The organism is Shewanella livingstonensis (genome assembly GCF_003855395.1).
Lineage (GTDB): Bacteria > Pseudomonadota > Gammaproteobacteria > Enterobacterales > Shewanellaceae > Shewanella > Shewanella livingstonensis.
The window spans coordinates 320,484-341,650 of sequence record NZ_CP034015.1; the positions used below are offsets into that span (position 1 = coordinate 320,484).

Annotated in this window: 22 protein-coding genes; 19 read left to right on the forward strand and 3 right to left on the reverse strand. The window is 40.1% G+C overall.

The annotated features are described in order from the left end of the window. Positions 1–13: 13 nt before the first annotated feature. The 13 genes from fdh3B (at position 14) to EGC82_RS01485 (ending at position 11,281) form a co-directional block, all read left to right on the forward strand. Positions 14–610 (forward strand): formate dehydrogenase FDH3 subunit beta, encoded by a 597-nt coding sequence (gene fdh3B / locus EGC82_RS01425; RefSeq protein WP_011635550.1) that lies wholly within the window; start codon positions 14–16, stop codon positions 608–610. Positions 611–658: 48 nt separating this feature from the next. Continuing rightward, positions 659–1,675: a formate dehydrogenase subunit gamma gene (locus EGC82_RS01430; RefSeq protein WP_124729189.1), complete on the forward strand. Its 1,017-nt coding sequence runs from the start codon at positions 659–661 to the stop codon at positions 1,673–1,675. Between the two features lie 242 nt (positions 1,676–1,917). Beyond that, positions 1,918–2,307, forward strand: a complete 390-nt coding sequence (locus EGC82_RS01435; protein ID WP_124729190.1) for a septal ring lytic transglycosylase RlpA family protein — start codon at positions 1,918–1,920, stop codon at positions 2,305–2,307. A 116-nt stretch (positions 2,308–2,423) separates the two neighbouring features. Then, complete coding sequence (locus EGC82_RS01440; protein WP_124729191.1) at positions 2,424–3,020, forward strand: DUF1287 domain-containing protein; 597 nt, start codon at positions 2,424–2,426, stop codon at positions 3,018–3,020. 61 nt (positions 3,021–3,081) lie between these two features. Continuing rightward, positions 3,082–3,507: a GTP pyrophosphokinase gene (locus EGC82_RS01445; protein ID WP_124729192.1), complete on the forward strand. Its 426-nt coding sequence runs from the start codon at positions 3,082–3,084 to the stop codon at positions 3,505–3,507. A 136-nt stretch (positions 3,508–3,643) separates the two neighbouring features. Further along, positions 3,644–4,336: a hypothetical protein gene (locus EGC82_RS01450; RefSeq protein ID WP_124729193.1), complete on the forward strand. Its 693-nt coding sequence runs from the start codon at positions 3,644–3,646 to the stop codon at positions 4,334–4,336. A gap of 249 nt (positions 4,337–4,585) precedes the next feature. Further along, a complete protein-coding gene (locus EGC82_RS01455) occupies positions 4,586–5,383 on the forward strand; it encodes an EcsC family protein (protein WP_124729194.1) in 798 nt (265 codons plus the stop codon). Positions 5,384–5,534: 151 nt separating this feature from the next. Next, positions 5,535–6,458, forward strand: a complete 924-nt coding sequence (locus tag EGC82_RS01460; protein ID WP_124729195.1) for a formate/nitrite transporter family protein — start codon at positions 5,535–5,537, stop codon at positions 6,456–6,458. Positions 6,459–6,771: 313 nt separating this feature from the next. Next, the gene (locus EGC82_RS01465; protein ID WP_124729196.1) at positions 6,772–7,701 is read left to right on the forward strand and encodes a hypothetical protein; all 930 of its coding nucleotides are present in this window, start codon (positions 6,772–6,774) and stop codon (positions 7,699–7,701) included. 257 nt (positions 7,702–7,958) lie between these two features. Continuing rightward, positions 7,959–8,954, forward strand: coding sequence for an alpha/beta fold hydrolase (locus EGC82_RS01470; RefSeq protein ID WP_124729197.1), 996 nt, complete (start codon positions 7,959–7,961; stop codon positions 8,952–8,954). 126 nt (positions 8,955–9,080) lie between these two features. Then, complete coding sequence (locus EGC82_RS01475) at positions 9,081–9,797, forward strand: ZIP family metal transporter (protein ID WP_124729198.1); 717 nt, start codon at positions 9,081–9,083, stop codon at positions 9,795–9,797. Between the two features lie 70 nt (positions 9,798–9,867). Then, positions 9,868–10,254 (forward strand): DUF2306 domain-containing protein, encoded by a 387-nt coding sequence (locus tag EGC82_RS01480; protein WP_124729199.1) that lies wholly within the window; start codon positions 9,868–9,870, stop codon positions 10,252–10,254. Positions 10,255–10,411: 157 nt separating this feature from the next. Further along, positions 10,412–11,281, forward strand: coding sequence for an EamA family transporter (locus EGC82_RS01485; protein WP_124729200.1), 870 nt, complete (start codon positions 10,412–10,414; stop codon positions 11,279–11,281). Between the two features lie 106 nt (positions 11,282–11,387). Here the strand turns inward: EGC82_RS01485 and EGC82_RS01490 are convergent, their stop codons facing one another. Further along, positions 11,388–12,428: a DUF7450 family protein gene (locus tag EGC82_RS01490; RefSeq protein WP_124729201.1), complete on the reverse strand. Its 1,041-nt coding sequence runs from the start codon at positions 12,426–12,428 to the stop codon at positions 11,388–11,390. A 221-nt stretch (positions 12,429–12,649) separates the two neighbouring features. On the opposite strand from EGC82_RS01490, the gene EGC82_RS01495 reads away from it, so the two are divergent. Next, the gene (locus EGC82_RS01495) at positions 12,650–13,309 is read left to right on the forward strand and encodes a hypothetical protein (protein WP_124729202.1); all 660 of its coding nucleotides are present in this window, start codon (positions 12,650–12,652) and stop codon (positions 13,307–13,309) included. Positions 13,310–13,326: 17 nt separating this feature from the next. On the opposite strand, the gene EGC82_RS01500 is transcribed toward EGC82_RS01495, so the two are convergent. After that, on the reverse strand, positions 13,327–15,186 hold the full coding sequence (locus EGC82_RS01500; RefSeq protein WP_124729203.1) for a tetratricopeptide repeat protein: 1,860 nt from the start codon (positions 15,184–15,186) through the stop codon (positions 13,327–13,329). Between the two features lie 227 nt (positions 15,187–15,413). On the opposite strand from EGC82_RS01500, the gene EGC82_RS01505 reads away from it, so the two are divergent. Beyond that, positions 15,414–15,746: a DMT family transporter gene (locus tag EGC82_RS01505; RefSeq protein ID WP_124729204.1), complete on the forward strand. Its 333-nt coding sequence runs from the start codon at positions 15,414–15,416 to the stop codon at positions 15,744–15,746. Between the two features lie 110 nt (positions 15,747–15,856). Here the strand turns inward: EGC82_RS01505 and EGC82_RS01510 are convergent, their stop codons facing one another. Beyond that, entirely contained in the window at positions 15,857–17,020 is a 1,164-nt protein-coding gene (locus EGC82_RS01510) for an iron-containing alcohol dehydrogenase (protein WP_124729205.1), read from the reverse strand. 273 nt (positions 17,021–17,293) lie between these two features. Between EGC82_RS01510 and EGC82_RS01515 the strand changes: the two genes are divergently transcribed. The 4 genes from EGC82_RS01515 to EGC82_RS01530 all read left to right on the forward strand — a co-directional run bounded on the left by EGC82_RS01515 (position 17,294) and on the right by EGC82_RS01530 (position 21,152). Continuing rightward, positions 17,294–18,163 (forward strand): AraC family transcriptional regulator, encoded by an 870-nt coding sequence (locus EGC82_RS01515; RefSeq protein ID WP_124729206.1) that lies wholly within the window; start codon positions 17,294–17,296, stop codon positions 18,161–18,163. Between the two features lie 61 nt (positions 18,164–18,224). Then, positions 18,225–18,548: a N(4)-acetylcytidine aminohydrolase gene (gene yqfB, locus EGC82_RS01520; protein ID WP_124729207.1), complete on the forward strand. Its 324-nt coding sequence runs from the start codon at positions 18,225–18,227 to the stop codon at positions 18,546–18,548. Positions 18,549–18,877: 329 nt separating this feature from the next. Beyond that, entirely contained in the window at positions 18,878–20,215 is a 1,338-nt protein-coding gene (locus EGC82_RS01525) for a coproporphyrinogen III oxidase family protein (RefSeq protein ID WP_124729208.1), read from the forward strand. A 91-nt stretch (positions 20,216–20,306) separates the two neighbouring features. Then, positions 20,307–21,152 carry a PfkB family carbohydrate kinase gene (locus EGC82_RS01530; RefSeq protein ID WP_124729209.1) on the forward strand — a complete coding sequence of 282 codons (846 nt, stop codon included), beginning with the start codon at positions 20,307–20,309 and terminating at the stop codon, positions 21,150–21,152. Positions 21,153–21,167 lie beyond the last annotated feature (15 nt).

Here is a 21,167-nt window from a genome sequence, read left to right on the forward strand (position 1 = left end):
GAGATAAGCCATTATGGCAGTCATGAAATTTCTGTGTGACACCAAACGCTGCATCGAGTGTAACGGTTGCGTCACAGCATGTAAAAACGAAAACGACTCTGCTTTAGAGTGGGGTATTCAGCGTCGCCGCGTGGTAACGCTTAATGATGGTGAACCAGGAGAAGCGTCAATCTCAGTAGCATGTATGCATTGTACCGATGCACCGTGTATGGCTGTATGTCCGGCCGACTGTTTCTACCGTACCGAAGACGGCATTGTGCTACATAACAAAGATACCTGTATCGGTTGTGGCTATTGCTTCTATGCTTGCCCATTTGGTGCACCGCAGTTCCCTAAAAAGACTGCATTTGGTAGCCGTGGCAAAATGGATAAGTGTACTTTCTGTGCTGGTGGCCCAGAAGAAGATCACTCAGAAGCTGAGCGTCTAAAATACGGTTCAAACCGTATTGCAGAAGGCAAATTACCAATGTGCGCTGAACTTTGTTCAACCAAAGCATTGTTGGCTGGTGATGCAGGCATAGTGTCTGACATTTACCGTCAACGTATGGCTGCACGCGGTAATCCAAATGTGATTTGGGGCTACAATCCTAAAACAGGCGAAATGATTTAACCCAGAGCAATGGCTGCGATAATTTTCGCAGTCATATAAGGAGTGACAATGTTAACTTTAACGTTAAACAAATCACTGCGCAGGATGTTTGCTCTGTTCGTTCTGTGTATGGGATTGGGGTTGGTTACATCACCGGTGTATGCCGCTGATGAACAATCAAGCCAACAACAAGCAAAGTCTAAAACCAGTGATGCAGATCTCTGGCGCGCAGTAAAAGCCGGCGAACCTGGATACAGTACAGACAAAGGCCTCGATGCTGATGTGCTGATAAATGTCGCTGGGAATGAAGGCAAGATATTGCGAAATACTTACCTGAAACCTGCACTCGGCTTAGCCGTTGTTGGGGTTTTTGCAGCCTTTTTAGTCTTTTACTTCGTTAATGGTCCATCAAAACTGAGTAAAGGCTTTTCGGGTAAAATGGTACTTCGCTGGAGCAAAAGCGATCTCTGGTTACATTGGGTTATGGCAATATCGTGCCTAATCATGATGCTAACTGGTTTGGTCATTATGCTGGGACGCCATGTCTTAGCCCCTTATGTCGGTGACGGTATTTGGGCTGGGATTATTGCCTTTAGTAAATTTGCCCATGACTGGTCTAGCCCCATTTTTATGGTGTCTTGGCTGTTGTGTATTATTAAGTGGATGCCACTACAAACCTTCAAAATGTATGACTTGAAATGGTTTTTAGTGGTTGGTGGCTACATTAATTTTGGCCCGTTTAAAGGCAAGCACCCAGACAGTGGTTTTGCCAACGCGGGTGAAAAAATGTGGTTCTGGACCTTAGCTCTTTTCGGTCTTAGCATCAGTATTACTGGCATCATGCTAGTGTTTCCTATGCTAGATTTACCGCGTGAACTATCAATGCTCGCCTTATTGATACATGGACTCAGTGCGACGATTTTAATCGCATTTACCATCGTACATATTTGGATGGCGACAGTGCTTAGTGAAGGCGGTATGGAGTGTATGGTTTCGGGCTATTGCGACGAAAACTGGGCTTCTCAGCACCACAATGTGTGGTACGACGAAATCAAAGCCGATGGTACTTTAAAGTACAAAGAGTAAATCTATCATTCGAGTGTTAATACACTCGTTGATGGCAGACATAAAACACCTTGTTAGGTAACTGACAAGGTGTTTTTTATTGATTTTGTGATAGGTTTTTCTATGGGTTTAGCCAATGACGAATCAAAATAGCGGTTTCATTTGAATCACTATTCAAAGTCGGTTAGTGTGCTTAACATTATTAAATTACAATAAAACGAGTGATTTTTAGCTCGTTATGTAAACAAACTAAAAGACAAATCATGGTAGCTACTGCACAAAAAATTCTATTGCTAACTTTTTGCCTATTTTTAGCGGGTTGCTCTTCGATGCAATCAAGTACTAGTGGCGATGCGATAGGTTTTACTGAGTCTGGCCAAGCTTCATATTACTCAGATATACATCAAAATAAGAAAACCGCTAGCGGCGATTTATATCAGCATAATCAAAAAACAGCTGCTCATAAAAAATTACCTTTTGGATCAAATGTAAAAGTCACCAATACCAACAATGGTAAAAGCGTTATAGTTAAAATCAATGATCGTGGCCCCTTTGTTAAAGGACGCATTATTGACCTGTCAAAGTCTGCTTTTAGCAGTATAGGCAATTTATCTACTGGCCTAATTAACGTTAAAATCGAAGTCGTCCGCTAGCTAGATAAGCTTTAAGATTATAATTTAGCACCAATACATGTGCTTTTAGTTAGACGTTTTGTTTTGGTTTCAACAGATTCGCTGGTGTGTGAACGTTATGTATCTAAGGATGGTCCATGAGAAAGTTAGCGTTAATCTTGTTGTTACTTGTGAGTTCCACGGTTGATGCTTCAGACTTTAATCACGATATCGCCGTGAGTTTAATAGACAGAACGACTCATCAGGTTTTTTATGACGGTGCTTATGTATCGATAGCCTATCCAAATGGAGATGTACCTAAAAACACGGGAGTATGTACAGATGTCATTATTCGCGCTTATCGGGGAATAGGCACTGATTTACAACAATTAGTCCATGAAGATATGAGCGTAAACTTTGCTCTTTATCCGTCTAAGCGGCTATGGGGTCTGCATTCAACCGATAAAAATATAGATCATCGACGAGTGCCTAATTTACAGACCTTCTTTGAAAGACAGGGTAAATCTCTAATCATCAGTACTCATAAAGCTGACTATGCTGTTGGCGATATCGTTACTTGGATGCTGCCTGGCAATTTACCCCATATTGGTATGGTTATCGATCAAGTTAATTCTGTAACAGGTAACCCAATGATTGTTCATAATATTGGCAGTGGGCCTAAAATAGATGACATGATTTTTGATTATAAAATAACGGGACATTATAGGTTTGAACCATTGAAATATAATCAGTAAGGACAGGCCTCACTATCATCTTAGGCCTTCTTATCCAAGGCGTTAACGCTGAAGAGGAAGTATGAACATAATCGAAAAATCTTTAGAAATAGCTTTAAAAGCTTATTCTGGGAAACAGGATAAAGCAGGCAAAACGTATATTCTTCATCCTCTTAGAGTTATGGCAAAAATGGATACTGAATACGAAATGGCTGTGGCTTTACTTCATGATGTTATTGAAGACTCTGATTACACCGCTGACGATTTATTAACACAAGGTATCCCACCTGATGTTGTAAACGCTGTGCAATTGTTATCTAAGGTGGCTGGTGAAACTTACGATCAATTTATAGGTCGTATTATTGATAACCCAATTGCGATAAAAGTTAAAATGGCAGACATTGAAGATAATATTAATATTTTACGTTTAGAGGTTGTTGAGGTAAAAGATCTTCAAAGAGTGGCTAAATATCATGCGGCTTGGAAGCGATTACAGATACACTCATAACTTTAAGGCCGAGCGGGTGTTTATTTTAGGTGTTGAACAAGCCCAATATTGGCTGAGTGGCAGATTTTTTATTCCTAGGTTTGATGCATATTAACTTAATCCTATTTAACCACTATATAGAAGTATCGCAGACGTTATGATCAAGATTGAGTATATTATTGGTGAATTAAAAACGTCGATGCTTGTTGTAGAAGAACATCTTTTTTTCCTTAGTTCTGAAACGTGGGTAAAGGCTGTAGAACTGGCTGTAGGTGACAAAATATCGGCCTGCAGTAATGCAGTAGCCGAGATAGAAAGCATTAATACAGTCGAAGGCGAACACCCTTGCCAAGATTTAAAAATTAGTCACAACCATAATTATTTTATTACGACTATACGCCCGGCATTCCATGACACGCTACAAAATTGTGCCCCGATCGATAAACTTGAACTCATCGCTTATGAGCTAGCAAATCGTCCTTCTAATTTTCCTGATGGTAAGTCAACCGGGCACCACAGTGGTCCTTGGGTTGCGGCTAAATATTTACATAGCGATCCCAACAATGAAATTATCGGTTGGGGTCGTGCAAATGACACTATGTGTGCCGAAGATGCAGCAGTAAGCGATTTGAGGCTGAAATTAAGTAGTGCCATTGGGCTGCATCGAGGTAATGTTGAGATCTCTCACGCCTATTTGCGCAAATACACTAAAAAAGGCCGCTTCGTGAACAAAATGAGCCCTTGTGTTTACTGCCGTGATAATTATGGCAGCGCACTAAATGACACCACTGAAGGCGTGAGTAATTTGTCTAAAAATGGTCGCGATTATCTACCCCCAGTAGATAAATAACTCTCAACTACATTTCCCCATCATTCAGCAGCCCACAAAGTCACTTTTGCTGAGTTAACTTGAGATCCGTTTAAGCCATAAAGCGGTGTTCGCTGTTTTGAATCGAAAGTTGTTGAGGGAGTATTGTTTAATAAGTGCTTTAATTTGATTTGCAACCAATGGCCTTTTACTTCAAATTGGTTCTAAATACTTTTTAAAGTGCAGTACATAACTGCAAGATTATTTTACTTAACAACTAAGGGGGGTTATTTGAATATTTCAGCAACACATAAAAAAGAGCTTTTAGTTGCTAAGTCGCTATTAGAAAACCCAGGGCTTGCGGTAAAAATAACTAATTTTATCGGCACTCCTATTGAAAAAGGCTTAGCGTTATTACCTGATAACTGGAATAAAAATATCGCGAAAGTAACCGAAAAGTCACTTATTAAAGCGTCTGAAGCAGCCATTTTCACCATGAAAGACATTCCCGGAGAACAGTCGTCCAATCTTTGGCATAAATTAGGCGTTGCTGCGAGTGGTGGTGTGGGTGGTTTCTTTGGATTAGCTGCGATAGCTGTTGAGCTTCCTATTTCAACATCAATCATGTTGCGTTCTATCGCTGATATTGCTCGAAGTGAAGGTGAGTTAATCACCACTCTGGAAACAAAAATGGCTTGTTTAGAGGTATTTGCATTGGGCGGCGAAAGTGATTTAGATGATGGTAGTGAGTCAGGATATTTTGCAGTAAGGGCTGCCCTAGCAAAATCGGTTTCTGAAGCCGCTGAGTTTATGGTTAAAAAAGGTATTACCGATGAAGCCGCACCTATTTTAATCAAATTAATTACAAAAATCGCTGAAAAATTTGGGGTTCAAGTTACGCAAAAAGCCGCGGCACAAGCCGTACCCGCAATCGGTGCCGCTGGTGGTGCCATAATCAACACTTTGTTTATTGATCACTTTCAAGACATGGCGAGAGGTCATTTTATTGTTCGAAAATTAGAACGGATATATGGCTATGATGCAGTAAAGAGTGCTTATCATTCGTTGCCTAAAAAGGGTCATCAATAAGCATCGTATCAAAGTATTATCGATTAAGAATAAGATAGTTTAACTGTTTGTATGGCCTACAACACTTGTTGAATAGATGAGTTAAGACGTCTATTTTTTAGGGGTTTAATGGGTACATCAAACTAGGTTTAGGCTAGAAAAGGATAACAATATGACACAGCATGGGCCTGTCCCGACCCACAATATTAAACAGTCAACCACCGACGATATGCAGTCTAGTGACAAGGCCGTTAAGCGTGAGGCTCGGGAGAATGAGCCAACGCAAACAGAGATAGCGTTAACCGGTTCAGAGCGTCAAGCTGTGGTTGAGCATGGCAGCCTTTCATCGCTTACGGTCTATTCAATTATTCTGCGTGAAGGTCAGGAAGAATTAGAGCGCCCATTGATGTCGTTGTGGTGGTCCGGAATAGCAGCAGGCATCGGTATTTCATCATCTGTATTGGCCGAAGGTATTATTCGCAGCAATCTTGGCTCCGATCACCCTTATTTGTCACTTATTGAAAGCCTTGGATACACTTTCGGTTTCGTATTAGTCATTCTCGCCAGGCTGCAGCTTTTCACTGAAAACACTATAACGGTAGTGCTGCCACTGCTCGCCAGCACCACAACAAATCGTCTTGTTTGCACCGCACGTTTATGGGCTGTGGTGTTGGGCGCTAATTTTGTTGGTACGTTCTTTACTGCGGCTATTTTTGTTCACGGTGGTGTACTGACAGAAGATATCCTTACCGCAATATTACAAATATCACGGCATGTCGCAGAGTTGACGCCATCAGAAACATTAATGCGTGGCATTCCAGCTGGCTTTTTTATTGCCGTACTTGTGTGGATGTTACCCTCGGCAAAAGGGTCTGAAGTGCTGGTTATTATAATGTTTACATGGTTAATTGCAGCCGGAGAGTTTACTCATGTTATTGCCGGTTCTACTGAGATATTTAGCCTAGTGCTAAATGAGGAAATGAATTTTTTTACTGCGTTGTTGCATCATATTACTCCCATGCTAATGGGTAATATTATTGGCGGAACAGGACTGTTTGCGATGTTGGCTTATGGTCAAGTTAAGGAAGAGATGTAAGTTGTGTGCTAAGTTAAATCCAGCGATTTGTGGATACCTTCGCGGATATGGTGAACTTTTTAGCTATTAAACTTAATATTTGCATCAACGACATAGATAATTCAAGCACAGGGAAGTCTGCTATATAAATAGCGGATGTAATTGCATGACCCATTTAATAAGCCGTTATTTCGCGTAGTTTGTGGTGTATCTGGGTATAAAAAATTATGTGGTTAGGTTATATCGTTATGCAGTAAAGCTAACCTTTACCATTATCTGGATACGGTATTAACATTAAATAAATGAGGTTTACTTGAAAAATGAGAGAGTTAAAATGGATTTTAATTTATTACGTTTTTGTGTGTATTCACTTGTTTTGAATTTATGTGGCTTGGCTTTTGTCCCACGTGTTTATGCGGTGGATAAATTTGTTATCAATCACTCCGTCTCAGAAAGTGATCAACGCTATCAATACACTTATGAACTGTTAGATTTAATTATTAACGAGACTAATGCCGATTTTGGTGATGCTTCTATTGAAGTGACTAATTTGGTGATGAGTCGAAATCGAATATTTAGATCATTGCAGGATGGCCAAACCATTAATGTCATGGCTGAAGCATCAAATGAACAATGGAATACTAAACTCATTCCCATCCCCATCCCTATCCGTAAAGGCATTCAAGGGCTGAGAGTTTTTATTATTAAAAATGAAAATAAAGACTTATTAGCCAATATTAGTTCGTTAGAGCAATTGATGATGCTGCAAACCGGTTCAGGCAGTCAGTGGTCGACGAGAGTCGCCATGAAACAAGCTGGATTCAATGTGGTGGAGAGTGCTCAGTATGATAGTTTATTTAATATGCTTTCAAAAAGACGTTTTGTCACATTTGGCCGTGGTGTAAATGAGGCTTATCAAGAGGTTGAGTTATTTCAAAAGCTTTATCCTGAATTAATCGTTGATGAACATATTGTGCTCAATATCCCACTTGCCACATATTATTATGTCTCTCCTAAAAAACCGAGGTTAGCAAAGAGAATTAAGATTGGTTTATTGAGAATGATTGAGAATGGTAAGTTTGATCAACTTTTTTATCGATGGCATTGCGAGTGTTTAATACGCAGTCTGCTAAACAAACGTCAATTATTTAAAATCACTAATCCTCTGGTGGTCGAATCACAAATGACTTCGATTATGGGTGAAGATTTTTTGTTTAATCCAAGCTTAGATATTTCATCAATATGCGAAAAGTATCTTGAATAATAGATTTACTATATAGGCACTTGAAAAGTATCATAAAAATATTCTTTACGAACAAGGTTAGCCCGTATGCACACAGTTGCTGACGATCGCTGCGTTAGTAGCAATAGTCTCGAGGTCATATGGATATCTCATCCGTCACATCTGCTATAGTGGGTTGATATAATTAATGATATTTTTTCATGGTTTCATGGTTTCATGGTTTCATAGCGTTAAAAGTTGAATATCAGTTAACATAATAATTTATAAGTGAGATTGATATGAAGAAATATTATTTTCTATTATTTGCCATATTGGCGTTGCTATCACAAGCATTGGCAGCAAGTCCTGTTAAGTACAATAAAGAGTTAGATGGGTTTGATTATCCCTTTGACGTTAAAACATTTAATCTTAACTCCCAAGATAAAGTTTTAAAGATGCGCTATATGGATATAGGCGATAAAAATGCAAAAAAAGTCATTGTCTTATTGCATGGTAAAAACTTTTCAGGCTACTACTGGGAAAGAATTGCCAACGATCTGTTAAAAAGAAACTACCGCGTTATTATTCCGGATCAAATTGGTTTTGGTAAATCTTCAAAACCCGATTTCTACCAGTATAGTTTTGGCCAGCTAGCATTAAATACCAAGTTATTAATGGATAGTTTACATGTGCAAAAATTCGATCTTGTCGGTCACTCAATGGGTGGGATGTTAGCGACGACATTTGCTGTTAACTATGCTGGCTCGGTTAATAAACTCATTCTGATTAATCCTATTGGTTTAGAAGATTACAGTAAGTATGTCGAGTTTAAAGACGTTAACTTCTTTTATAAAAATGAGCTTGATAAAACGCTTGATAAAGCGAGAAACTATCAGAAGAAAAATTATTATGATGGTAAATGGTCAAGCGAGTACGAGACGTTATTAGTACCAGTCAAAGGCATGCTTGCAGGAGATGATTGGCAAGTTATTGCTTGGAATAATGCATTAACTTATGGACCTATTTTTTCAGAAAATATTGTCGATAGATTGTCACAAATCACCAACCAAACTGTATTAATTATTGGTACCAGAGATCAAACTGGCCCCGGAAAAGGGTGGTTGAAACAGGGTGTAACTAGGCAATTAGGCGAGTATAAAAAACTCGGTATCAATGCGCAAAGTTTGATTAAAAATTCTGTATTGATTGAGTTAGAAGGATTAGGGCACATGCCACAGTTCGAAAACTATACTCTTTTTATCAAGGCGTTTCACCAGGCGATTGATCAACCATAAATAAAAAATTGGCTTAAATTACCACAATACTGTAGGTATTCGCTGCATTCATATTGTCTCAAATAGCGTCATGGCTTCGTTCTGTTATGACAGGGTACAGCAGCGTATTTTTTAAAGGATTAAATTATGTCTTTGCTGTTAATTGTTATAGCTACCACACTGTTTGCTGGTTTAGCTATGCCGCTAGGAGCCTTAATTGCCCATTTTGAAAAAGTGAGCAGTGAGTGGCTTGAACAGGAGTTTAGGCATAGTGTAATGGCCTTTGGCGGTGGGGCCCTATTGTCTGCCGTTGCTTTAGTCTTGGTTCCTGAAGGGATAGTACATCTTAAGCCACTAGCTGCTTGTTTGTGGCTTATGGTCGGTGGGCTTAGCTTTATGGCCCTTGATATTTATCTTAACAAAATAGCCACCCCCGCTAGTCAACTGGCAGCAATGCTGTCTGATTTTATTCCTGAATCCATTGCTCTTGGTGCAGCATTTGCGACGGGAAACAGTAATGCATTTTTACTTGCAGCGTTAATCGCATTACAAAACGTGCCAGAAGGATTTAGTGCCTATCGTGAACTAAATGCCTCTTCTGCTTATCAGCCCCAAAAAATTATCCTTATGTTTTGTTTAATGGCAATGCTGGGTCCTATTGCGGCAATGTCTGGCTATTTGTGGTTATCAGAGTCACCTAAAGTGATTGCAGCGGTTATGCTTTTTGCCTCTGGTGGTATTCTTTATTCAATATTCCAAGATTTGGCTCCCCAGGTAAAACTAGAAAAACGTTGGGCTCCGCCAATGGGGGCTGTATTTGGATTTGGTCTTGGTATGCTGGGGTTAATGTTAACCACATCATGACCACAGAGCGACTTCGTAGTGCTAAATAATTCTGCAAGTATCAATGTCGTTATCAGGGAATAAATAAAAAATGGATTACATCAACTTAGCTTATCTACATTTAGTTACAGTCGTACCAGCATTTATCATTGGCACATATCTACTTATTGTTCGAAAAGGTACAGCTAAGCACAAAGTTTTAGGTAAAGTTTATATGGTACTGATGCTGTTTACCGCCATCGTGTCATTGTTCATGCCTGCCCAGCTTGGAAGTCGTTTTTTGAATCACTTTGGGTATATACACTTACTGAGTTTATTAACACTTTATGCCGTCCCAGCGGCATATTTCTATATCAAAAAAGGTAATGTTCGAGGGCATAAACGAAGCATGATTATACTGTATTGTGGTGGTCTCATCGTTGCTGGCACTTTTGCTATTATGCCGGGTCGATTATTGAATAGTTGGATTTTTGCTTAATAGGCTGGTTGTCTTTACATACTACCAATTATGTTAGTTATTTTTATCGTTGCCTCAATGGTATGACTTCTGTATCTACTAGTAATATTTGCTGCAGTGTTTGACGTGCCTCAGGTAGAATGCCAGCACTCATTTTTAATTTTTTGGCGTATTTTATATGCAAATCAATCGTGTACTTCTGACCGCAGTCGGTAGTGTTTTGCTGGCAATGGTGACCATTCAATCGGGTGCTTCTTTAGCGAAGCAACTTTTCCCCTTGGTTGGACCTGAAGGTACAACTGCATTACGTTTAGGTTTTGCCGCTGCCGTACTTTGGTTAGTGTTTCGTCCATGGCGGGCATTACCTCAAGGCAGAGATTGGCAGAGTATTATTATTTATGGTCTGTGTTTAGGCGGGATGAATATCCTGTTTTACTTAGCCATTGAGCGTATTCCATTGGGAATTGCGGTAGCGCTTGAGTTTACCGGCCCCTTGGCAGTAGCCTTGTTTGGCTCTAAACGAAAAAGTGACTTATTCTGGGTTGGTTGTGCCATTGCGGGGATTTTACTTCTGCTACCTGACCTATCTAGTGCACAAGGGCTTGATTTTACAGGTGCATTAATGGCATTAGGTGCAGGGGCATGTTGGGCAGGTTACATTTTGTTTGGTACTCGCACTGGCAAGCAAGCATCTGGTGGCATTACAGTGGCGCTAGGCATGACGGTTGCCGCAGTGGTACTCGTGCCCGTTGGTGCAGTTAGCCAAGGCTTAGCGTTATTGAGCTGGGAAGTGCTACCGCTAGGGTTATTAGTGGGGGTACTATCCAGTGCCTTACCTTATTCGTTAGAAATGGTCGCGCTACGCAATATGCCGACACAGGCTTTTAGCGTACTAATGAGTTTAGAACCTGCGATTGCCGCATTAGCGGGCTTAATTATTTTAAGTGAGCAATTGAATCTGTTGCAATGGGCTGCCATTGGTTTAGTCATTATTGCATCTGTAGGCAGTAGTTTTACTCCTAAAAAAGCGGTTGAGATGGGCGTGTAGATTTCTATGCGCAAGAACGTATTTTGTATTTTTGTTATTTTTCACCAATAAAAAATAGTCAGTGAAGGGACTCACTGACTATGTATAACCCTTTATCAATGTAGGTTTATAGTTGCTTTAATGGTTTTATTTCTGCTCTTTTCATTTCTCTTGGGAACGGCTTACCGGGTTTTCCTGGTTTGATTGGCTTTAAGTGTTTTTTACTCGAAGGAACACAGAACAACTCACGTTGATCATTGACTATCTGATCAGGTGCAAACTGGTTATTGATTTCTAGATTGTAGTTTCTTACTTTGTTTTGCTTGATTAAGTCATAACAAACCATATGGCGCTTTTCATTTCGAATTTTATACATCTTGTCGTTGTGGATCTTGCTTGAAGGATTACATAACAAGACTGGCTTACCCAAAACGGCACGCGTTTTACCAAACTGGTCCTCTATCATGATGGTTTCTTCACGAAGGGCATCTCCTTTCTGTACGCCATAACATTGGAAGTGTTCTCCAGGCATATGGACGGCGACAGGTATCTCTTTAACGATGTCACCACAGGCTGCGGTAAATACTGAATAGGTTTTTTTTGCTAGATTACTCGTCGACCAAGCCCAACGGAAATTATTCGCATTAACATTACTGGCTAGAGGGAAGTTCATGGTTCCCCAGGGTGAGGTGCCTCCCGCGACAGAACCAGGCAACAGGTAAGGCGATTGGCCATTAGCTAAAGAACCTGCAATTAATGCATTAATTTGACTGGCATTAGGCCCTCCAGTTTGTGCCCAACCGGACGATGGAGTCGTTGATTGATATGCCTTAAAGTGGCCAGAGCCTGTATAAATAGTATTATCACCCTTAAAGATGGCTGCCATACCTTGTGACACTGCACCATCCCCCCACGCAATAACACTCACTGAACAGGTCTTTAATGATTGTGGACTACTATCAATGTCGAACTTGAGTGATTCAATCTTTTTCCAATTACTGCCATTGGCCCCACGGTAAACCACCGTAGGTGTACTACCATTACCTGGTGAATGTACCACAATGAAATCATTGTCTGCGGTAACGTTTGCTGTAATCGAGGTGGCTGCGACCATACCTGATGCGCTCATTAGGCACATACTGATTAATGTTTTTTTGAGTATACTCATCCTGACTTTCCTTATTCTGGTTTAGTAAAGTGTTGAATCATGCTTAATGACTTAAGCTGATTTAAAACTAACAGTTAAGATAAAAAAGTCAGCAAAGTTAGAGGGTTAAAAAGGGGGTGTTTTGTGTTTTACCCAAGTTTACCCTAGTATTTAGTGGACTATAAAAATGGAAATGCATAGCGTCTAAGTGATGCATTCACTCTAAAAAGGATATTTAATACATGAAATACATATTACCCCTAGTCACTCTGCTTAGTTGTGCTGGTAGCGCATCTGCGCACCAACTTGCATTTAATGAACTCACGCCTGTCAGTACAGCGATTAAAACCGAAATCACTTTTGAACTGAGCGAGATGGATATGATTAAACAATATCATTACCGTGCTCAGTACTTTGATATTGAAAAGTGGATGATGAGTAAACAACTGACATTACATAATGATCATGCAGCTGCAACAAATGGTGCACCACAGTCGATGAATACTCGTCAGATGCAGCAACCAGAAGTCGAAATAGATGATTTAGGTGGTTTTCATGGTGTGATAGACCCATTCATGAAGCTACAAGACAATAATGTTAATTCACCCGATCTCAATAGCGTGACAAATCGAATCAATATCGCAGGACTTGTGGCTGTATCGATGTGTAATGCTTATGCTTCGATTAATATCAAAGATCAAAATAATAATCTAATGCCTAAGTTTATTGCACCTAATAGCTTTTTAATGGGGATAAATCCTGCGACAGCACAACAAAGTGATTACCGATTGACTGAAGGATTAACGTTTAGTTGTGTGTATAAAAATGTACTTAAGCCAAGAGTAAGAGACAGTGTTCGCGAGATAAAACTACAGCAACCATTACTCAAAAAAGGTGGGTAAGCCGCAAAAGTAATCAATTACGTTACGCCTAAAGACTCGCTCTTGATCACTTGCATAATTCGGTCAAGGTGCGAGGTCAATAATGTTCTATCATCGTTAGACAAGTTGCACTCAGACAAGATGAAGTGACATGTTTTAACCACATTGCGCCAACGTGGATTATCAGGTAATTTTTTTACGTGTAGGTATTTATCTAAAGAGCGTGTTCTTAGGCGACCAGAGTCGATAGATATCGTCCAAATTTGGCTTCTGTCGGCTAATTCTACTTTATTCGTTTTGGTACTTTTCTCCCAAATACTGATGCAATCAATCATCGTATTCACTAATAACTCAGCAAATGAAGCCGTTAATTCCGACGGCGACAATGACAAAGTTGCCTGCTGCTGGGTGTCGTCTTGCTCTGTTATATCGTCATTAGATAATAAAAATAATTGCTGTTTATGCGACTCGATTATGGTCATTAAATGCTGCTGGGTTTTACGTTTTCTATAAATATAAAAGCTCACAATAAAGCCAATTAACAAGCCAATACTGGTAATGCCAAGGATTAAATTAAGTAATTTATCTATTTTTTGGCTCTTCTGCTGACTAGCAATTTGCTCTTCTGCTAATGCTCGTTGCACGCGTTCATTCTCTATGTCGCTTTGAATGACTGTGATGCTCTCACTGTATTTTTTTTCAAGTAATGCTTCGTGTAACTGTTGATATTTCTTTAGATAAACCAGAGATTCGTAAGGGCGGCCGTTGTCATAATATAACTCGCTGGCATAGTGATAAATGTTCATTTTTTGCAATGAGTCTTGTTTGGTGTCGCTATAGTCCATTGCACTTTCAATAAATTTTATGGCTTGAGTCGCATCTTTTTGATGTGTGGCTATTTGGGCTTTTAAATAGAAAATTACATCATGAAACGAATGGTCATCGCGGGTTAAATATTCCGATAATGTATCGGCGACATGTAGGGCTGGAGTAAATTCATTGGCATTGATATGGATCGTCGCGACATTAATTAGCGCAGACAGCCTGTCGTCACCGACAAGGTTATCGTTGTATGCTTCGATGACCTTATTACTGTAGAAATTTTTCTTATTGAATTCATTGTTTATATTATATATTTCAGCAAGGTTTCCGTAGAGATGCGACATATAACCGATAACATGAAGATCTACATTATGAGTGGTGTAGCGTAAGTAATGTTTAAGTGATAGTTCAAAATAGCGCTGGGAATCTTTAAATTTTTCGAGCTTTTTATAAATCAGACCAAGATTGTTGAGGGTTATCGCAGTATAAAAGTCATTACCTAAGGCCTCTTTAATCGCTAAACTCTTCTGGTAGTAACTTAATGCTTTGTCATATTGATTCAAATACTGTTCAGTTAGTGCTAAATCGTTATAGCTTTTCGCCAACCAAATTTCAGACTCTTGGGCTTTAGCAATGCTAAAAGCTTGTTCAAATAAGGTTTTAGCTTCTTGATAGGACTTTCTATAAAGTTTTTCAGCGGCTTTCTTACGTAGCCAGAGATATTGAATTTCGACATTTTGAGTAAAAGTAGCGCTATTTTTAACGTCATCAAGCATTTGTTCCGCAACGACTTTATCACCTAACTCTTGGTTAATATCATATAAGATAAGTTGTAACTTGGCGGCGATGATGGGGTATTTATCAATATCTAATATTTTGAGTTGTTGGCTGCAAAAGCTCAGGCTGGCTTGAGGAGAAATCTGTTTTATACGGGCTTTGCATTGCTCTAATGCTAAGCTGCTTTGTTGTGTAGTACCTCTATCTCCTTGGGCTGTTAACCTAGCCGCGGTTGCAGGCATATGCATCGAATAGATCGATACCAATACCAATAGAAAAATAGCTGTAAGTCCCTGCACTCAACCACCCAGTCCAATTATTAATATCGTTTAAGTCTTATTACACCGTCAAATAGATGCAATGTCAGTTAACATATTAACAACATAAACCGATAGCCAATGTAAATACAAGAAATAGTCACGATTGACCATGTGTAGAGTTAAGTAACAGTTCTAAAATCGAAAGCTGTTTTTTTATTATTTAGTCTTTATACTCCGCTGCTGTTTTGTCTTTATAGAAAGTAAAAATGAAAAGTTGGATATTGTTAAGTGTAGCCATTTTAACTGAGGTGTTGGCCACTTCAGCGCTTAAAGCCAGTGATGGATTCTCAAAATTAGCACCTTCAATTGTAGTTATTGTGGGCTATGTATTGTCTTTTTACTTTCTATCTCTGGCATTAAAAGGGATCCCGGTCGGTATTGCTTATGCCACGTGGGCAGGCCTTGGGATTGTGCTTATTACCTTAATAGCCTGGGTGATGTACGGTCAAAAGTTAGATTTAGGTGCACTGGTGGGCATGGGGTTTATTCTGATTGGTGTGGTGATAATGAATTTATTTTCAAATGTGACGCCGCATTAACGAAGAAAGACAGGCCAATCAAAAAGGGCTTAACAATGTATGTCATTGTTAAGCCCTTTTTAGTTGAGGTTAAGTCGAAGCAACCAAATGTTGCTTCGATTACAAGCTCATTACCACGCCATGTCTAAAATCTTACGGCTGGTGGCCAAATCTACTTTGCCGCTTTCAGACAGTGCTGTCATGCCGTGTGCTTCTAATGCATCGACGACTTGAGAGAGTTGCTCTTGAGTGACACCATGATCGCGTAAACGCACTGGTAAACCGACTTGTTTGAAGAAGGCCTCAGTTTTGTCGATGGCTTGCTCTACTCGGCTAACTTCATCACCTTCAGTGATATCCCAAACACGTGCTGCGTATTGCACTAATTTAGCGTGTTTTTGTTCTTTCAACACACGCCATAGTGATGGCAATACGACTGCTAATGTTTGTGCATGGTCTATATGGAAAAGTGCGGTTAGCTCATGGCCAATCATGTGAGTAGACCAATCTAATGGAACGCCTGTGCCTATCATGCCATTTAAGGCCGATGTAGCACTCCACATTAAGTTTGCGCGAGCATCATAGTTTGTTGGCTCTTCAACAGTGATAGGGCCAATTTCAATGAGAGTTCGCAAAATACCTTCTGCCATACGGTCTTGCACGCGGGCATCAACTGGGTAAGTCGCATATTGCTCAAGTACATGTACAAATGCATCAACAACACCATTTGCGACTTGGATTTTTGGTAAGCTGAAAGTGAGTTCAGGATCCAGCATGGCAAATGTTGGGTAGGCACATGGGTGGTTTACTGGGAACTTGCCACCTTGATAACTGACGACAGCAAAGGCATTCATTTCTGAACCCGTAGCAGGCAGGGTAGCAATAACACCAAGAGGAATAACCTTATCATTTGCTACTGGCACAGGCGTAAAACCGTGATGCAGCAATGTAGTGGTATCGCCATCAAACTGAGTTGCAAGGGCAATAAATTTGGTGCCGTCCATCACTGAACCACCACCAACAGCGAGTAAAAAGTCGATGTTTTCTTTACGAGCAACTTCAACTGCTTTAACAAGAGTGTCGTACTTAGGGTTCGCTTCAATACCGCCAAATTCAAATACTGTGCGGTTACCTAATGCGGCTTTAACTTTATCTAGTGTGCCAAAACGTTGTACGCTGCCGCCACCGTAAGTGATTAATACTCGAGCATTGGCTGGGACAAGTTGGTCTAACTCTGCGATACGGTCTTTACCGAAAACAACATGAGTAGGGTTACGATAATCAAAATTAAGCATAATGGGCGCCTTTTGGTCTAGCGATAATACAAATAGTTGGCTGATTGTTTATTTATACATAAGTCATCCCTATACAGGTTTTTTTATGCACCACAGCAACAATAAATCATGTGGTTATGATAATCCTTTTCGTCAAAATAAACATACACAGAACTATCGTGTTCATGCCTATTCCTATCTATATCGTAATTATATGACTGTTTATTGATTATTTTAATGCCTTTTACTGCTTTTTTGGTAGTATCGATGCAGTGGTTTTTTAAGGGGGAAGGTATGAATGAGATAGCAACATTAATGGCACAGCTTGCACCAAAAGAAGGGGTTAATAATACTCATTTGGCTGGGGTACGTATGTTTCGTGGCTCTCAGTATGCTTCTCGAGGGCCATTATGCTATTCCCAGGGGGTACTGATTGTTGGTCAGGGTAAAAAGCGCGTGTATATAGAGGACCAAACCTTTGATTACGACCGCCAGCGCTCATTAGTGATGACAGTGCCATTACCCGTAGAGTGTGAAACGTTTGCTAGTATTGAAGAGCCGGTATTAGTGTTGATGGTTGATATTGATTTAGTGCAACTTAATTATATTATTCGGTTGATGGACGAGCATCATCAGATCCCTAAAGATTTAAATGAATCGCGCCAGAGTGGTTTTTTTGTAGCAGACAACACTGAAGATATGGACTGTAGCGTCATTAGGTTATTGCAGGCATTGCAGTCGCCGTTAGAAGCCAAAGTGATGGGTGAAGCGTTAGTGCTTGAGTTGCTATATCGCCTATTGGATTCGCCTAATGCAGCACCGCTTTATGCCTTGTCGTTAAGTCATACCCGCTTATCGAGGGTAGAAAAAGCCCTTAACTACATTCATAAGCATTATGGTGAGTCGGTTGAAGTCGACACATTAGCAAGCTTGGTTAATATGAGTCCGTCGGCATTCCATCGTAGTTTTAAAGAAGTGACCGCTTCTTCACCGATACAATATTTAAAGAAGATCCGCCTCAATAAAGCCAAAGCGTTACTGCAACTGAAAAAGCTCAAGGTAAAAGAGGTGTCGACACAGGTTGGCTATGAAAGTACTGCTCAGTTTAGTCGTGAGTTTAAACGTTACTTTGATCAAAGCCCTGGCGAGTGTGCTAGGTTATAATACTGTTTAATTTCAATAAGGTGCTATGTAAGTGCCTTCTATATTGGGTTAAGGCTACCTTATGACAGCAGTACCTATGCAAATGACCTTTTTTGAGTTTTTAACGCCGTTAGTTGCATCTGGGCAAAAGACGATTACTATTCGTGATGCCAGCGAGAGCCATTACCAACCTGGTAGCCAAGTAGAGGTGTTTACCCTCGAAGGCCATAGCAAGGTATGCGATATCATTATTTTGGCAGTCGAACCTTTAAAGTTCGATGATATTAATGAGTTTCATGCCACTCAAGAAAGCTTGCCATTAGCTGAGTTAAAGCAGCTTATTCTGAAGGTCTATCCTAATAAATCTCACTTATTTATGATTTCGTTCAAATTAATGGCCGCTTAAGGCCATTTTTAACAACAGAACTTCCGCTAAGATCCCTCAGCTTTATTACTATGTGCATCTAATCTGAATGGCGGGTACCGTTTGTTGTACTTTACTGCTTTTATTACCATCACCTTATTCATGCATTAATGACTTAACAGCAATATCTAAAACATGATCTGCTTAACAAATGGGTAGCAATAACCATGTTAGTTTGCATATCTATTAGCTACTTCACATTTTGGCTATCTCTAAAGTGATATTTTGATTTCCTGCTTACGCTATGGGTCTTATCTAGCGCTTTTTATCAATGGTTTTGCTCTCAGGGCTTCATTCAATTAGGATTTTTTATGTCTCCAATTATTCAATCAGCCAGCCAGGAGTTGATTAAACCTTATCAGTCTAATATCACTGTACCCAATTGGATGATCAGCTCTATGGAGCGGGTGATGCAGTTTTATGTTGATAAAAATTTACGCCTAGACACTATTTCTACTGACCGTATGCCTAAGCCCGTCGAGGGCAAAAAATACATGTTGTACGCGCACATTCCGTTTTGCCATACCTTGTGCTCGTTTTGTACTTTTCACCGATTTTTATTTCGCGAAGACAAGGCGCGTGAATACTTTGTTGCGCTGCGTAAAGAAATGCAAATGGCCAAAGATTTAGGCTATGAGTTTGAGTCTATGTATATTGGCGGCGGCACCACAACAGTACTTGAAGATGAATTGGCTCGTACAATTGAACATGCAAAAAATCTGTTTCCAGGGATTAAAGAAGTCTCTTGTGAATCGGATCCGCAGCATTTAGCTAATCCTGAATTTAAACAATTAAAAGGCCTAGTAGACAGAATGTCTATTGGGGTGCAAAGCTTTGACGATGGCATTTTAAAAATGACCGATCGCTTAGATAAGTTTGGTTCTGGCCAGCAAACCTTTGACCGCATTATGGCGGCAAAAGAATTATTTCCGATAATTAACGTCGATTTGATTTTTGGTTTTCGTGGTCAAACTGATGAGATTATCCAGTCTGATCTTGAAATGGCGTCTAAACTTGACCCACGCCAAATTACTACTTATCCGTTAATGATTACTCATCAAACCCGCAAGAGTGTCAAAAATCAATTAGCTGCTCCTCATGGGGATATGGTTAATCAGTACCGTCAGATTTTAAATCGCTTAACGGGGCAATATACTCAACTATCAGCCTGGGCATTTGGTAAAACCAATGATGAAGGTTTTGATGAGTATGTTATTGATTATGATGAATACCTTGGTGTCGGTTCTGGTTCATTTAGTTTTTTGAATGACACTTTATATGTGAATACATTTTCGCTGAAAAAATATCAGCAACGTATTGCTGAAGGCCGCATGGCAGTTGAGCAACAGAAAAAATATCAGTTAAAAGAAGTGATGCAATATCGCTTTTTACTGGGTATGTTTTCTGGGCGTTTATCGCGTAAATATTTTCGCGACACATTTAATGTTAATTTAGACACCGCATTGTTTAAAGAGATGGCTTCAATGAAAGCAATGGGGGCACTTAAAAATGACCCTATTAACCCCGATGAATTAATAGTGACCGATAATGGCAAAATGCTGGGGCTATTGATGATGAAGGAGTTTTACTCTGGTATGGACAATGTGCGCGCCCAACTGCGCCAACCACTTGCGGAAGCGGATATGTAATCTTACGTTAAGGCAACCAAAGGCCGTGTTAATCACGGCCTTTTTGTTATACTGATGGTTCTTTTTAACGACGCTTTTTTAGGTGAGTTACATGGCCAATATTCTTTTGCTTGCCAATATCAATTGTGATCGCATTCTAATGCTTGATAAACCTTTGCAAACTGGTGGTCGATTTCATTATCAAGACGGCGGCTTACGTTTAGGTGGTGGCGGCGCAAATACCGGTTTAGGTTTAGTATGGGCTCAGCACAATGTCTCATTGGTGAGTGAAGTTGGTAGTGATGACATCGGAGATTGGATTTTAGCTAAGGCGAGTACTTTGGGGCTCGATTGTCGTTTAGTGCATCGTTTTAATGGTAATACCTGTGAAATGTTACTGGTAATGACCCCCGATGGTGAACGGACCATTATTCGACCTCAGCGACCTATTTTTGAACTTCCTGCACCACCTGATTGGCAACACTGGGATGCCTTTTATCTTAACTCTTCAGCAAAAGGTGCTGGCGCTTGGGCTGCCAATGCTATTGCGTCTAATCCTAACTGCAAAGTGATATCTCAATTAGCCAAGGATGAGCGTCACCGTCCTTGTCATGTATTAATTGCCTCGATTACCGATATGCAAGGTCGTTGCAACCAAGACCCATGGTTGTTTGCTCATTCAATTGCGGGCGATGCATTAGCATACTTTATTGTGACTGATGGTGACAAAGGCGCAATAGTATACAATGCTGACGGCGAACAACATGTTCCCGCTGTGATTGCCAAAGTCGTTGACACCACTGGCGCCGGTGATGCTTATGCCGCTGGAGTTATTCATGGTTTATGTCAGTTGATGTCAATTACAGATGCGATGCATGAAGGCGCGTTGTGGGCATCGTTTGCTGTTGCGACAAAAAGCTCAATTCCTGGCGAGGCATTAAAACAGTATCTAGCTTAATTTCAAATTGAGTAA